Genomic DNA, 14,621 nt, shown 5'->3' with positions numbered 1-14,621 from the left:
AATATACTGCCGGTCAGGCCGATCAGCCCCCACGTGCTGACGCTGGCCCAGTGGCCGCCGTGCCGCGCGACCAGATGCGCCAGCAGTGCGCCAAAGGGCACCACCAGCAGCAGGTCGTAATCCATCAGACGTGGATTGAGCAACTGCGCCAGCCCCATCCCCAGAACCAGCCGTTCATTTCGGCCGAGCTGGCCCAGTTCCGCCAGAGCCAGCCCCGACAAGGCCAGCGTCCCCATCACCACAGGCAGAAGCGACAGGGCGACCGGCGAGGTGCTGTCTATGCCCCAACTGTGCAGCCAGCCGAAATAGCTGATGCCCGTCTGGTCGCTGAGCACCACCTGCGACAGGGTGTCTTTCCACAGCGGCGTAAGCGGCGAAGGGCTATGCAGCACCCATAGGCTGAGGCTCAGGCCCGCCACGACGCCCGCCGCTGTCCACCCCATGCGCCAGCGCAGGGGCCGGTCCATATAGGCCAGAACGATCAGATAGGTCAGAAGGACAGGCTTGATCAGGCTGACGACGGTGACGGTCAGTACAAACGGCCACACCCTTCGCGGCAGGCTGAGCGCCCCCAACAGAACCCCGCCATGCAGCAGGATGGCGATATTGCCGCAGGCGATGCAGCCGCCGGTAAACAGGGCCAGAAAGGGCAGTTTCAGCCGGATATCGACCTCCGGCAGGGCGAATTTGACGGCATAGGCGCTCAACCCGCACAGCGCCAGCAGCCACAGGCCACCGAACAGCAGCCGGTATCCGTCGGCCCCCAGATGCGCGATCACAAAGGCCACGCCTTCGACGACCGGCGGCGCATAGACGAAGACGGCACTTTTCAACCCCGCGCAGGATGGCGCGAGATCATAAGGATTGCCGCCTTGCAGCAGGGTCAGGCCCGCGCAGGTGACGGCATCGAAGTCCTCAAAGCCCGGCGTACCCCGCACAAAACGCCCGGCCAGTCCCCCCAAAACCGGCAGCGAGCATAAAACGCCCCACCACAGCGGGGGCAGGTGCGTCAGGCGGGGACTGGGGGCCATGTCTTTTCTCTCTGTATCGAAAGAAAAGACAGGTCGCCGCTCATATGGATGAAACTAAGGACACTCTGTGTCCGGCGGTTCGCAGTCGTGGCAAAAACCGGGCAATCATGTCGTTTCCGGTCCTTTTTGGTGTCTGGGCCTACAGGCGTCCCTGTATAATATCACCCAGAAAAGGCTTGGGATTTTTCAGGGTTTGCTGGATGATATCCTTGTTTTGCCGGATCACGATCAGGCTGACCCACAGGACAAGGGCGACAAAGGCCGGGGACATGATGTCGGCGGGCTTGAAGTCCTTGATGGGCAAGACGGCCATGAAAAAGCCCGCGACGCCGATCCACAAAAACGTCCACGATACCTTAGAGAAGGTGCGCTCGCCGTAATCGCGCGCCACCATAACGACCGCCGCCAGCATGGTTGGCAGGAACAGCATGTCATAGGACATCATGCGCGGATTGATCAGTTGCGCCATGCCGAGCCCGATCAGGATGCGCGTGTCGAGGCTGAGCTTGCCCAGATCACAGAGCAGAAGCCCGGCCAGCGCCATGATCGGGAAATAGACGGCAAAGGCGATCAGGGTGGCGGGATGATCTATGGTCAGGCCCACCCATTCGGCCCAGGCGAGCAGGGTATAGCCCGGCTGTTCGATCAGGGTGATGTCGTAGATGGTCTTTTGCCACACCTCATAGAGCGGGCCGGCGGTGCGGCTGATCCACACATAGAGGCCGATGCCGATGACGGCCCCGGCGGCGGACCACACAAGCCGCGACCGCAGGGGCCTTGCATCGTACATCAGCACGATCAGATAGGTCAGGAAGACGGGCTTGATGATCGACGACACCAGCACCACAAGCAGGAAGGGCAGGCGGGTGCGGCGGATCATCAGGGCTGTGCCGATGGCGGCGGCGTGGCTGATGACGGCGATATTGCCGCACGATACCGCTGAGCCAGAGACGATGGTATAGCCCAGCAGGCGGATATGCAGCGGCGGGTTGGGGAAGCCGCGTTTCAGCCCGTACCACGCAATGACTAGCAGGGCGGCGATCAGAAACGGCGCATAGAGCCAGCGCGCCCCGGTCAGCCCCGTCACCTCGATAATCGGGCGCAGGAATTCACCAATCTGCGGCGCATAGACGTAGGGCGCGGCCTTGAGGCCTTCGCAGGCCGGTTCGTAGGCATAGGGCGACAGGCCGCGCCGCATATAGTCGGCCCCGCAGATCAGGGCGTCAAAGTCGTTCATCCACCACTTGCCCTTGACCAGACGCCCCAGCAGGTGACTGACCACCGAAAAGCTGATCAGGAAGAGGAACCAGAAGCGCGTGGATTTTTTTTGCGTGTGCGCCTGCAACCACGTCAGGGCGTCGGGACGGGGCTTGCGGAAAAATTCAGTCAGGGACACGGGCAGACTTTCGGAAGAGGAGAGCGGTCAGGATGGCGTCGCGGCGCTGGGCAAAGGTCTGGGCCCCCACAGTCAGAACGTAAAGACTTAAAAGTAACGTACTGATGCGCGTGGTGAAATCGCCCAGTTCGGCGGCCCCGCCGATAAGGCAAAAGACGCAGATGACGGTCAGAATCGTACGGCCGCGATCCTTCAGGACGCTTAAGGGTTTGGAGGTTGCGAGGAGGGACGGACTATAGAGCGCGATATAGGCCAGCCCGACGCCGATCAGGAACACGTCCTGCGACATCAGGCGCGGAATGGTCAGGACCCCAAGGCTGAGGCCCAGCCAGATGCGGGCGCGGGTGTCGAGTTTCAGCCCTTCGGCGATGGCAAGCCCGCTCAAAGCCATCAGACCCGCAAAGACCAGCCAGCCCAGATTGGCCGCTATACTGTCGCCGCGCAGGCCCACGAGGCCCAGCCAGCCGTAAAAGCTTTCGCCCGGCGTGGTCGTATAGACAAACCCCGACAGGGTGGCGCGCCAGCTTTGCGACAGGGTCGAGCCTTCGGTCGCAAACAGGACGGTGGGCAAAAGCCCGGCTATGGCGGCGAGGGCCGCCCAGCCGAGCCGCTTCCATAGGGGCAGGTCGATAAACAGCAGCACCAGCAGATAGGTGAGGAAGACCGGCTTGATGACGCCGCACAGGGCGACCACGGCCGCGAACAGCCACGGATAGCGCTTGGCGACCAGCGCTGAGCCCAGCACCGCCGCGTGGCACAGGACGGCGATATTGCCCCACACCACGGCGCTGCCGGTCAGGAAGGCGGCGAAGGGGATTTTATCGAGCAGGGCGGGCTCAGGTCCTGCGCCCGTTTTGGGCCGAGGGACGTAAATCACCCCCAGCAATACCGCCAGACTGAGAACATAGAGCGCGCCATAGAGCCAGATCAGGCCGTCCGGACCGATCAGGCGAATCACGCCGGCAAAGGCTTCGGCGACGACGGGCAGATAGACGTAGACTGCCGTCGTGCCCTCCATCGCCGCGCATTTGAGGTTGAGATCGTACAGCGCGCCGCCGTCAATGACCTTCTGCGCGCCGCAGGCCACGGCACGATAATCACCGAACCAGGCGTGGGATTTGGCGATCTTACCCAACACGCCGGAGAGCAGCGGCAGGAAAAAGACGAAGACAATCAGTCCGATACGCACCGCCGGGGGAAACCGTTTCATCCACACCTCAAAAAGCCCGCTGACCTCCGCTTAAGGCCGCGTTGGCGGAGCGGAATTTTGATGCCGCTATGCCAAATCAAAAGTTTGTTATATACCGCGACCCACACGGCCACAGGCCCGCACCATAAGTTTCAGGAGTTGTTTTTGCCAGACGCAAATTTTGCCGCTGACAAAGCCCCGGACGCCGCCGCGCCCGATCTCAGCCTTATCATCTGCACGCTGAACGAAGGCGCGGCCATCCGCAGCGTGATCACCGAGATCGCCGGGCACCTGAGCGGCCTCAACTATGAAATCCTCGTGGTCGATGACGATTCGAAGGACAATACCGCCGCCGAAGTGAGCGATCTGGGTAAGAGCGATCCGCGCGTGCGCCTGTATGTGCGCAAGGGTGAGCGTGGTCTGTCGTCAGCGGCTATCCGCGGCTGGGACATGGCGCGCGGTCGCGTGCTGGGGATTATGGACGGCGACGGTCAGCACGATCCCGTGGCCATCCGCGCCCTGGCCGACATGATTCTCAAAGGCGACAAGGACCTCGTCTGCGCCTCACGCTATATCGGCAAGACGGATACGGGCCTGAGCTTTATCCGTGATCTGGGCTCCAAGGCGGCGACGCTGGCCACCGGTCTGGTGCTGAAAGCGCCCCTGACCGATCCCATGAGCGGCTGCTTCATGATGACGCGCGACTGGTACGAAACCGCGCGTCCCAACCTGACCGGGGTGGGTTTCAAGATTCTGGTCGATCTGGTGGCTTCGACCAAGGTGCGCCCGCGCTTCGGCGAGGTGAAGGCCTCTCTGCGTCAGCGTCAGGGCGGCGAATCCAAGCTCGATATCCGCGTCGTGCTCGACCTCGGCGCGCTGCTGATCGAAAAGGCCACCAACGGCATCATCTCGGCGCGCTTTGTGCTGTTCGGGCTGGTCGGCGTGTCGGGTGCGTTCGTCTATGCGATTATTCTGGCGCTCAGCCATTCGCTGCTGCGCGTCGATGGTGGCCTGCCGCTTTATCGCTATCAGGTGCGCTACGACGACATCATCAACTACGGTCTGGCCATCTGGCTGTCGATGACGTGGAACTTCTATATCAATAACGTCCTGACCTTCCGCGACAAGCGCCTGAAGGGCTGGCCGATGCTTACCGGCCTGCTGGGCTTCTACTTCGCCTGTTCCATCGGGGCGCTGCTCAGCCTCGGGGTAGCAATCCTGCTGAAGGACTATTTCGGTATCCACTGGTTCGCGGCCGGCATTTCGGCGGCGCTGCTCAGCGGCGTGTGGAACTACTGGGGGGCCAAGGCCTTCGCTTGGAACCAGAAAAAAGGGACCAACTAATGATCGAGGAAAAGTTGCCCGGCAAGCCGGGTACTTTTCCTCGGGCCATATCGAGAAAAATCTCTTGGGGCGGCTCGCGAGATTTCAGTTTTTGCTTATCAGAATAAAAAAAGCGCCCTGCACCAAGGGGGGAAGGTGCAGGGCGTCAGTGGACCCGGATATCCTCTGAAATCAGAGAATGGGGAGGGGTTCTCGAATCGGTTAGTAACGATCACGGCGGTCGTAACGGTCATAGCGGTCGTAGTGATCGCGGCGATCGTAACGGTCGTCATAGCGGTCACGACGCTCATAACGGTCATCGTAACGGTCGCGGCTGCCATAGTACTGGCACTGGGTGTTGTCCGAGCCGACCTTGGCCCCGATCAGGCCGCCGACAACGGCGCCCAGAATAGTCCCTTCGGTGCGGGCGTTGCGGGCCGAGACGCCGTTACCGACGGCGGCACCGGCAACGGCCCCCAGAACCGCGCCATTGGTCTTGTTATTCGTCTTGCGCTCGGCGCAGGCTTCCGAATAACCGCGGCGCTCATAGCGGTCGTAACGGTCATAGGCCGAAGCGGTGCCGGCCAGACCGGCGCTCAGAACCATGGCCGAGGCCACGGCCGACAGGACGATCTTTTTCGTGGTGTTGAACTTGGTCATGGTGGGGTTCCTTTCGGGTTTATTTCCATTCCGCGGCGGGTCAGCCCGTCGTTGATGAGGACCTTTATAGGTCCCCCAACCTGAACGGTTTTTGAGAACCCTGTTCATCTTCGTTCATCTTGGCATTTTCTTTTGCAGGCTGAACGGGCTGGAATTTTCCGAAAATATTTGAAATATCAATGCATAATGGCCCCTGTTGTGCCGGAAGTCGGGAGGGCGGCCTGTCTGGACGCAGAACTTTTTTCAAAATTTTTGTTCAGCTTTGAACCCCAACTCCTTTATTAGCCGCCCATGAGTGATGTGACCCTTACCATCGAAAAAGTCGGCTTTCAGGGCGACGGTGTGACGACGGACGGCGTGTTCGTGCCCCTGACCCTGCCCGGTGAGACCGTGCGGGCTTCCGCACCAAAGGACGGCCATGCGCGGCTGATCGAGGTGGTGACGCCGTCCCCTAAGCGCGTCGCCCCCGTCTGCCCGCATTTCAGCCAGTGCGGCGGGTGCAGCCTGCAACATTGGGAGATGGCGGCCTATAGCGACTGGAAGCGCGCCAATGTCGAAACCGTGCTGCGTCGGGCGGGGCTGGGCACCGAAGTCGCGCCGATACTGACCACGCCGCCCGCCACGCGCCGTCGGGTCGGCCTGCACGCCAAGCAATATCGTCAGGGCAAGACGGTGCGCACCGAGCTGGGTTATAAGCGGCGGCGCTCGTGGGATCAGGTGAAGATCGAGGTCTGTCCGGTGGCCGATCCGGCCCTGATCGCGGCCATACCCGTCCTGACCGACATCGCCGCGCACCTGTTTGAGCATCCGAAATCCGCTCCCATCCTGTCGGTGACCGTCTCCGATACCGGGCTGGACGTCGATGTGCGCGGGATCGAGCGCAGCAAAAGCGGCGGTCTGAGCGCGCAGGCGCGCATGGAGATCGCCCTGATCGCGCAGTCGTCGGATATCCGTCTGGCGCGTATTTCGATGGCCGATGACATCCTCTATCAGTCGCATCTGCCCGGCGTGCGCTTTGGCCGCGCCACGGTGGACCTGCCGACCGGTTCGTTCTTGCAGGCCTCCGCGACGTCCGAGGCCGATATGGTGGCGCTGGTCAAGGACGCGGTGGCGGGGGCCAGGCGTGTGGCGGACCTGTTCTGCGGGGCGGGCACCTTTACCTTTCCGCTGGCCGAAACGGCGTCGGTCTATGCCGCCGACGGGGCGGGAGGGGCGGTGCGGGCGCTCAAGGCCGCCATTGGCCGCGCGCCGGGCCTGAAACCGATCACGGTCGAAGCGCGCGACCTGTTCCGCGCGCCGGTGGTGGCCGAGGAAATGGCCGGCTGGGACGCCGTGGTCTTCGATCCGCCGCGCGCCGGGGCCGAAGCGCAGGCGCAGCAGATCGCCCGCTCACAGGTGGCGCGCGTCGTCGGCGTGAGCTGTAACGTGCAGACCTTCGCTCGCGACGCCAAAATTTTGACCGAGGCGGGCTTTCAACTGGATCGGGTGACGCCTATAGATCAGTTCCTGTGGTCCGGCCATGTCGAGCTGGTCGGCGTCTTTTCGCGGTAACTGCCTTGATATCTGTCGTCATTCCCACCCTCAATGCCGAAGCCACACTGGTGCGCACCCTGGGCGCGCTGGTCCCGGCGGTGGTCGAAGGCCTGATCAAGGAAGTGATCATCGTCGATGGCGGCTCCGAAGACGCGACGCTGGAAATCGCCGAATCCACGGGCTGTACCGTGCTGCACGCCGACGCGGGGCGCGGTCTGCAACTGTGGCAGGGGTGTAAGGCGGCCAAGGGCGACTGGCTGATGATCCTGCACGCCGACTCGCTTCTGGGTGACGGCTGGATGGACCATGTGCGCGACCACATGAAGCATTTTCCGTTGCGCGCTGGTTATTTCCGGCTGGCCTTCGATGATCCGTCGTGGTTCGCCAGCTTCTGGGCGGAGGTCGTGGCCTTCAATTCACGCTGGCTGGCCATCCCGTCCGGTGACCACGGCCTGTTCCTGTCGCGCGCCCTCTATGACGCCGTGGGCGGCTATAAGGATCAGGTGGCGTTTGAAGACCTGAGCATCGACCTGGCTCTCGGCCGGGCGCGCCTGCGGCCCATTCCGGTGTCGCTGACCACCAATGGCGAGCGCTTCCGCAAAGGGAGCTGGTATTTATCGCTGTTCGGCAAGGCGGGCGGCTTTGTGCTGTACCTGCTGGGCTTTCCGCCCAAGCCGCCGGTGAAGAAGGCGTAGATTTAGCCACGAAGAACACGAAAATCACGAATTTCGTTGCGTAAATCTGTTCGCGCGAAGCACCTTTACGTCTGCTTGCCGCGGTCACAGCAAAGCCCTTAGGGCGAAGGTGCCTGAGAGCGCTAAGCGTTCGTGATTTTCGTGTTTTTCGTGGCTAATTACTTATCAGCCAGAATATCGACGATTTTGGCGTCAGATGCGGCCAGCGCCAGAGTCTTTGACGGCTTGCCCATGATCTGACGATAGATCCAATAAGAGGCGACCACCTCTTCGACGTATTGGCGCGTCTGGGCGACCGGGATCGACTCCATCACCAGCAGCGAGTCGGCGTCATCGCCCAGCGAGCGCATGGCGTCCTGCACCCATTTTTCGCCGGCATTGTAGGAGGCCACCACGCGGAACAGGTCGGAGTCATTGATGCCCGACGCCGCCAGTTTCAGCATGTAGCTTTGCCCCACCTGAAGATTGACCGCCGGGTCGAGCAGCTTGTCCGGATTGCTCATCAGGCTGGAATCGCGCGTCACCACATAGGCGGTGGCCGGCATCAGTTGCAAAAGGCCATAGGCCCCGGCATAGCTCTTTGCCTTGGCGTTGAACTTGCTCTCTTTTTTGGCGATGGCGTACAGCAGCGCCTTGTCGATGCGCCAGCCTTCAGTCGGCTCGAAATCGGGGATCGTATAGTTGGCCGGGTCGAACAGACGGTCCGAGGTGCGGATCTGTGAGACGGACAGATCGTGCGCGTCGGCCAGAGCCAGCCAATTACTGCGCGTCTGCTGATCCGGTGAACGCTGGATGGCGGTCTGCAATTCGGTGCGGGCGTCAGACTTGCGGCCTACGGCCACCAGCATCGAGACGCGGCGGGCCTGAGCGTCGTTTTTGGCCCAGTTAAAATCGGCATTGAGCTTGGCCGTATAGGCCCCGCGCGTTTCTTCGGCAAAGACCGGGGCCTGTCCCTTTTGCGCGCGGACGACGGCGGGTTCGGCCCCCAGACGCTGCTCGGCCAGAAGGCCATAGAAGGTGAAGGGGAAGGAGGCGGCGTATTTGAAATAAAGCTCGGCGTCGCCCTTATGGCCCATTTTCGCGGCCATGCGACCGGCCCAGTAGGCCCCGCCCGACTGGCTCCAGGCGCTCTGGCTGGGGTCATTGACGATGAAATCGAAGTGTTTCAGCGCTTCGTCATAGCGCTTGAGGCGATAGGCGGCGAGGCCCGCTACCCAGCGATCGCCGATCTGCACGCCCAGTTTCAGCGCCTGATCCAGCTTGCCGTCATTATAGGCCGAGCGCGCCGATTTGGGCGTCAGGGCCGAATCGGGTCCGGCGGTGCCCGCCTTGACTTCGCTGCGCGGTGGTCCGTCCAGCAGGCCGGTGGAAGACAGTTTCTGCGCCCCGGCCAGTTTGGGGAACGGCGGGTCTTCGACGCCCTCAGGCTTTTTGCGCTTGGCCAGATTCCACACGCGCATGGCCTGCGGGTGGTCGGGATAGCGCTCCAGCCAGCTCATCAACTCTTCGTAGGTTGAGCTGTAGTCCGGGTGGAACAGTTTGTTGAACTCAAGATAGCCCATCAGGCTCTTGTCGCTGATCTTTTCGATCGAGGCGTCGGCGGTGGGAAAATCGCCCTTGTCGAGCGCGTCAAACGCCGCCTGATAAAGCTGTGCGTCCCACGGCGACAGGCCGGGATCGAGTGCGGCAGGCACCTTGGGGGGCGAGCGGGTCAGGCTGCTGTAGGCGACGGGCTTGCGCGGTGTGTCGGAAGCTGCCGCCAGCAGGACAGCGCCCTTATAGGCGGTTTGCGGGGTGCTGAGGATGGCATCGACGGTCTTGTCGCCGGTCGAAACAGGGGTTTGGGCGAGGGCGGGCGCACAGAAACAGACGGCGGCAAGCGCGGCGGCGGACATCAGGACATGCCGGTAGCGGGCGCGGCTCGCAGGTCTGGTCAAGGCAACACTCCGTCGTTGTTTATCCAAATCGGGAGGCTTCGGACCTGACTTTTGCCGTCAATAAGGGTCGAAGCGGTGCATCCTGGCCAGCGCGGGAAAGTGCGGACGCCTGTGGACAGTAATCAAAACCTGATGGGGAGGCAAGCTATTAAGGGTTGCGCTCTTAGGCCAGACCCTCCGTGGCCAGAAGGAAATCGCTCCAGAATGCCTTTTTGGCAAGGGGTTGGCGCAGCAGAAGCGCCGGGGGAAAGGTGACAAAAACCCGCAGGGGGGCACCGCCCGAAAGGGTCAGATCGTGTGCTTTGCCGCGCAATTTTTGCACGCTGTCGTTGGAATCGAGCACGCTGCGCACCGCCGTCGCGCCGCACAGGATGACGACCTTCGGTGCGCTCAGTTCGATCAGGCGGCGCAGGAAGGGGGCAGTCAGGCGGATGTCTTCGTCGGTGGCCGGACGCCCGCCTGCCGGACGCCAGAACAGGCCGGGAAGGCGTAAGGCCCGTTCATTGAGCCCCAGAGCCGACAGGGCCGCATCAGTCAGATGCCCCGGTTTGCCCTGAAAGGCCGTCTGCGCCTCGTCCTCATCGGCGTCGGGCACATCGCCGACGATCAGCACGTCCGCCGGTAAGCCCCCCCGTCCGCGGATCAGGCCCTTGCCGCCTTCATAGCGCAGGGGCACATCCGGAAAGGCCTCCAGAGCGGCATAAAGCGCCTCGACCGTCGCGGCGCTGGCGGCGATAGCCGCGGCGGCAGCGGCGGCGCGCTCGACATCAAAATGGCGCAGCGACTCAGGCCTCAGGGCATTGACGCGCACAGCACTCGGCAGGTGGGCGACCGTCGCCGGGGCGTTTTGCGCCGCCGCCGTCACAGAACGCGATTTATTTTCCGCCAAAAGACGATTAATAGGCTGAGCATCGTAGATGTCGTCCAGCTCATGGTCGTTGAGAAAGCTGAGATAGCTTTCCAACTCGCGCATGGCTTGGGCCGTGATGGCGTGAGGCTCCGGCATAAACAGACATCTTTGAGAAAAATGATCGGCAGGGTCTTTACAGTCTTTACGGAAACTGTGCCACAAGATCAAACCGGCACCGGGAAATATTAGAGAAGAGTACGAACATGGCGGACGCACCTGAACGCGAATCGATGGAATATGACGTCGTCATCGTGGGCGGCGGCCCGGCGGGGCTGGCGGCGGCCATTCGCCTCAAACAGACGGCACAGGCCAGTGGCGGCGACGTCTCGGTGGCCCTGCTGGAAAAGGGCTCCGAGATCGGGGCTCACATTCTGTCCGGCGCGGTGATCGATCCGTCGGGCCTGACGCAGCTTTTTCCCGACTGGAAGGCGCAGGGCGCGCCGCTGGAAACGGCGGTAACTGAGGATCGCTTCATCTATCTGGGGCCGCAGGGCGCGCTTGATATCTCCTTCCTGCCCATGCCGTCTTACATGAAGAATCACGGCTGCTATATCGGGTCGCTGGGCAATCTGACGCGCTGGATGGCCGAGCAGGCTGAGGCGCTGGGCGTTGAAATCTATCCGGGCATGGCCTGTTCCGAAGTCCTGCACGACGACGCGGGGGCTGTGGCCGGTGTCGTGGCCGGCGTGTTCGGGCTCGACCGCGAAGGCCAGCCCAAGGGCGATTATCAGCCCGGTCTGGAATTGCGCGCCCGCTATACCTTCTTTGCCGAGGGCGTGCGCGGCTCGCTGTCGCAGCAGATCATCAAGCGCTTTGAGCTGGACAAGGACAGCGACGTCCAGAAATACGGCATCGGCATCAAGGAGTTGTGGAAGGTTCCTAAGGCGAAGCATAAGCCCGGTCTGGTGCAGCATACGCTGGGCTGGCCGCTGGATGACAAGACCGGCGGCGGCTCCTTCATGTACCATTTCGGCGACGAATACGTGTCGATCGGCTTCGTCGTCCACCTCAACTATCAGAACCCTTATCTGTCCCCGTTCGATGAGTTCCAGCGCTTCAAGCAGCACCCGGTGGTGCGCGAGCATCTGGAAGGCGGGCAGCGTATCTCTTACGGCGCGCGGGCCATTACCGAAGGCGGCTATCAGTCGGTGCCGAAATTGAGCTTCCCCGGCGGGGTGCTGATCGGCTGTTCGGCGGGCTTTGTGAACGTGCCGCGCATCAAGGGCAGCCACAACGCCATCAAGAGCGCCATTCTGGCCGCCGATGCGGCGTGGGCAGCCTTGTCGTCCGGCGACGCGCCGCAGACGCTGGAAGCCTATGACAAGGCCTATCAGAAGTCAGATATCGCCAAAGAACTGAAGCTGGTGCGTAACGTCAAACCCCTGCTCAGCCGCTATGGCACGACGCTGGGCATGGTGCTGGGTGGCCTCGATATGTCGGTGGGCAATCTCACCGGCGGCTGGTCGCCCTGGGGCACGCTGAAGCACAGCAAGACCGATGCGCAGTCGCTCAGACCCGCTGCGGAATTCAAGCCGATCACCTATCCGAAGCCCGATGGCCAGATCAGCTTCGACAAGCTGTCTTCGGTTTTCATCTCCAACACCAACCACGAGGAGGACCAGCCGGTCCATCTGCGCCTTAAGGACCCGGAGGTGCCCATCGCTATCAACCTGCCCAAATATGCCGAACCGGCGCAGCGCTACTGCCCGGCCGGGGTCTATGAGGTGGTGGACGATAACGGCAAGCCACGCTTCCAGATCAACGCCCAGAACTGCGTCCACTGCAAGACCTGCGATATCAAGGACCCGACGCAGAACATCGTGTGGGCCACGCCCGAAGGCGGCGGCGGCCCCAACTATCCGAATATGTGATGTCTCTCCTCCCTATGGCAAAGCTGTTGGGATGTGGCAGGCTGTGAAGCCGTCTGACTGAGGCGGAGGGCGTTTGAGTTTCAGGGCGCTGAGGCTTTGATTGCTTTCGCGTTGTCCCCTCCGTCAGCTTCGCTTCGCTCGCTGCCACCTCCCCATTGCTGCGCAACAGGGAGGAGATTCACGGGCTTTTCCCTGGAATTTGACGTTTTTGAAAGGGATGTCCTTCGATAAGGACTTGATCCTGCCGGATTTACTGCGTTCACTGTGCCGGTAATCGAGAGACGCCCCTGATGAAGCCTGTTCTTGCCTCTGCCGCCTTTGCCGCCCTTGTGTGCCTGACCACGCCGGTCATGGCCGCCGATAAGGCCTATTCCAGCGCCTATGGCGACTTTCTGGTCGGGCGTCTGGCCGCAGCGCAAGGCGATACGGAGACGGCCGCGCGTGCCCTGATGGCGGCGGCGGACGCTGACCCTGCCAATGCGGCCTTGCGCGAACGGGCCTTTCTGGCGGCGGTGCTCAGCGGCGATATGAGCTTTGCCCGCAGCCACGTGCCCGCAAATGGCGGGCGCTTGTCGCGCACGGTGGCGGCTCAGATACAGGCCATCGCGTTGATCCGCGAGGGCAAGGGCAAGGCCGCGGCTGCCGTTATCGAAGCCTCGCAAAAGGCTGGCGCCAGCGACCGCGCCACGCTTTTGCTCAAGCCGTTGTCCTATGCCGCCGCGCGTCAGTGGGACAAGGCCATAGACCCGACGCTGGAAAGCCAGCTCAACGCCGGGACGACACCGAATCGCGACCGGCTGGTGCTGTTTCTTCAGGCCGCCAATCAGGCGCGTCTTTTGGAGATGAAGGGCCGTCATGCCGAGGCCGAGGCCATCTTTAAAATCATCTGTCAGCCCGGTCCGGCCAGCGTGCTGTTCGGCCCCTATTACGGGGCATTTCTGGAAGGCCGTGGCCGCAAGGACGAGGCGCGTAAGCTCTATACCGATATCCTGAGCGTATCCGAGGACCGGTTGGTGCGTCAGCGTCTCGACGGGCTCGACGCCAAAGACTATCGCAAGCCGAAATCGCCGGATGTGCGGCTGATTCTGGCCGACAGCCTGTTCCTGTCCGGCACGCTTTATGCCTCGGAGCAGCAGTCGGAAATGGCGCTGGCGACGCTGCGGCTGGCACAATACGCCGCCCCGGAAACCGCGGCCGCCACGCCCACGCTTGACCGCACGCGGCTTCTGGCCGGGCAGGTGCTGATGCGCATGAAGGACGTGCAGGCGGCGCAGACCGAATGGGCGTCGATTGAGCCCGACTCGCCCTTTTACCGCGAGGCGCAGGTGCGCGCCGCCTGGAGCCTGAAAGAAGCCGGCGATCTCGACGGGGCCGAGGCCCTGTTTACCGAACTGAGCGCCGCAGACCCGAAGGACATCGGCCTGACGGTCGAGCGGGCGCGCCTTCTGTGGCAAAAGGACGATACGGCCGGGGCGCTCAAGCTGATGGAGGCCTATCAGGCCGCCTATGGCGACGCGGATTTCGGCTGGGAAACGTGGTTCACCGTGGCGGTGCTGTATCAGGCCGCTGGCGACTGGGACAAGGCCAAGGCGGCGGCGCAAAAGGGCCTGACCCTGCAACCGGACAGTTCCGAACTGCTCAACCTGCTGGGCTATGGCCTGATCGAGCGGAAGGAGAATGTGACCGAAGGCATGGTCATGATCCGCAAGGCGCTCGAAAAGACACCGCGCTCAGGGGCGATCATGGATTCGCTGGGCTGGGGCTATTACCAGCAGGGGCAATATGCCGAGGCGCTGGAATGGATCGAAAAGGCCATCGCCGCCGAACCGGCTGATCCGGAAATCACCGACCATCTGGGCGACGTCTATCACAAGCTGGGGCGCACCATCGAAGCGCGCTATCAGTGGGCGCGCGTCCTGACGCTGGAGGCCGACGACAAGCAGAAGGCCGCCGTGCAGGCCAAGCTGGATACCGTTGTGGTGCCGGAAGTCAAGGCCGTTGCGGAGGCTGAAACAGCATCTGAGACGACCAAGCCCAAAACCCCGGTCAAGACACCGGTTAAAACGCGCAAATGAA

Annotated in this window: 11 protein-coding genes; 5 read left to right on the top strand and 6 right to left on the bottom strand. The window is 62.4% G+C overall.

Going from position 1 to position 14,621, the window contains the following annotated elements; all coding sequences use genetic code 11:
* The 3 genes from ACK8OE_RS20295 to ACK8OE_RS20285 all read right to left on the bottom strand — a co-directional run.
* On the bottom strand, positions 1-1,031 hold a 1,031-nt coding region (locus ACK8OE_RS20295; protein ID WP_410274135.1), incomplete at its 3' end, for a hypothetical protein.
* Between the two features lie 139 nt (positions 1,032-1,170).
* Positions 1,171-2,427 carry a hypothetical protein gene (locus ACK8OE_RS20290; RefSeq protein ID WP_410274134.1) on the bottom strand — a complete coding sequence of 419 codons (1,257 nt, stop codon included), beginning with the start codon at positions 2,425-2,427 and terminating at the stop codon, positions 1,171-1,173.
* Positions 2,414-3,637: a hypothetical protein gene (locus ACK8OE_RS20285; RefSeq protein ID WP_410274133.1), complete on the bottom strand. Its 1,224-nt coding sequence runs from the start codon at positions 3,635-3,637 to the stop codon at positions 2,414-2,416. Before ACK8OE_RS20285 ends, ACK8OE_RS20290 begins: the two co-directional genes overlap by 14 nt.
* Before the next feature lie 144 nt (positions 3,638-3,781).
* Here ACK8OE_RS20285 and ACK8OE_RS20280 point away from each other — a divergent pair, with 144 nt between their 5' ends.
* Positions 3,782-4,960, top strand: a complete 1,179-nt coding sequence (locus ACK8OE_RS20280; RefSeq protein ID WP_410274132.1) for a glycosyltransferase — start codon at positions 3,782-3,784, stop codon at positions 4,958-4,960.
* Positions 4,961-5,161: 201 nt separating this feature from the next.
* Here the strand turns inward: ACK8OE_RS20280 and ACK8OE_RS20275 are convergent, their stop codons facing one another.
* Positions 5,162-5,599, bottom strand: coding sequence for a glycine zipper 2TM domain-containing protein (locus ACK8OE_RS20275; protein WP_410274131.1), 438 nt, complete (start codon positions 5,597-5,599; stop codon positions 5,162-5,164).
* A 291-nt stretch (positions 5,600-5,890) separates the two neighbouring features.
* On the opposite strand from ACK8OE_RS20275, the gene ACK8OE_RS20270 reads away from it, so the two are divergent.
* Together ACK8OE_RS20270 and ACK8OE_RS20265 are read left to right on the top strand one after the other, a co-directional pair.
* Positions 5,891-7,150: a class I SAM-dependent RNA methyltransferase gene (locus ACK8OE_RS20270; protein ID WP_410274130.1), complete on the top strand. Its 1,260-nt coding sequence runs from the start codon at positions 5,891-5,893 to the stop codon at positions 7,148-7,150.
* Between the two features lie 5 nt (positions 7,151-7,155).
* On the top strand, positions 7,156-7,827 hold the full coding sequence (locus tag ACK8OE_RS20265; protein ID WP_290793296.1) for a glycosyltransferase: 672 nt from the start codon (positions 7,156-7,158) through the stop codon (positions 7,825-7,827).
* A gap of 158 nt (positions 7,828-7,985) precedes the next feature.
* Here the strand turns inward: ACK8OE_RS20265 and ACK8OE_RS20260 are convergent, their stop codons facing one another.
* Together ACK8OE_RS20260 and ACK8OE_RS20255 are read right to left on the bottom strand one after the other, a co-directional pair.
* Complete coding sequence (locus tag ACK8OE_RS20260) at positions 7,986-9,764, bottom strand: transglycosylase SLT domain-containing protein (protein ID WP_410274129.1); 1,779 nt, start codon at positions 9,762-9,764, stop codon at positions 7,986-7,988.
* A 163-nt stretch (positions 9,765-9,927) separates the two neighbouring features.
* Positions 9,928-10,770, bottom strand: a complete 843-nt coding sequence (locus tag ACK8OE_RS20255) for a uracil-DNA glycosylase (protein WP_410274128.1) — start codon at positions 10,768-10,770, stop codon at positions 9,928-9,930.
* Positions 10,771-10,877: 107 nt separating this feature from the next.
* Between ACK8OE_RS20255 and ACK8OE_RS20250 the strand changes: the two genes are divergently transcribed.
* The gene (locus ACK8OE_RS20250; RefSeq protein WP_410274127.1) at positions 10,878-12,545 is read left to right on the top strand and encodes an electron transfer flavoprotein-ubiquinone oxidoreductase; all 1,668 of its coding nucleotides are present in this window, start codon (positions 10,878-10,880) and stop codon (positions 12,543-12,545) included.
* 290 nt (positions 12,546-12,835) lie between these two features.
* Positions 12,836-14,620, top strand: coding sequence for a tetratricopeptide repeat protein (locus ACK8OE_RS20245; RefSeq protein ID WP_410274126.1), 1,785 nt, complete (start codon positions 12,836-12,838; stop codon positions 14,618-14,620).
* Position 14,621: the final 1 nt, after the last annotated feature.

This window comes from Asticcacaulis sp. W401b (assembly GCF_046503825.1).
Classification (GTDB): Bacteria; Pseudomonadota; Alphaproteobacteria; order Caulobacterales; family Caulobacteraceae; genus Asticcacaulis.
Note: the sequence above shows the minus strand (reverse complement) of the source record. Positions and strands in the feature narration are given on the sequence as shown.

What these genes read in the sequence shown, in the direction of transcription:
- ACK8OE_RS20285 (WP_410274133.1), bottom strand. Translation starts at nt 3,637, where the DNA reads ATGAAACGGTTTCCCCCGGCGGTGCGTATCGGACTGATTGTCTTCGTC.
- ACK8OE_RS20275 (WP_410274131.1), bottom strand. Translation starts at nt 5,599, where the DNA reads ATGACCAAGTTCAACACCACGAAAAAGATCGTCCTGTCGGCCGTGGCC.
- ACK8OE_RS20270 (WP_410274130.1), top strand. Translation starts at nt 5,891, where the DNA reads ATGAGTGATGTGACCCTTACCATCGAAAAAGTCGGCTTTCAGGGCGAC.
- ACK8OE_RS20255 (WP_410274128.1), bottom strand. Translation starts at nt 10,770, where the DNA reads ATGCCGGAGCCTCACGCCATCACGGCCCAAGCCATGCGCGAGTTGGAA.
- ACK8OE_RS20250 (WP_410274127.1), top strand. Translation starts at nt 10,878, where the DNA reads ATGGCGGACGCACCTGAACGCGAATCGATGGAATATGACGTCGTCATC.
- ACK8OE_RS20245 (WP_410274126.1), top strand. Translation starts at nt 12,836, where the DNA reads ATGAAGCCTGTTCTTGCCTCTGCCGCCTTTGCCGCCCTTGTGTGCCTG.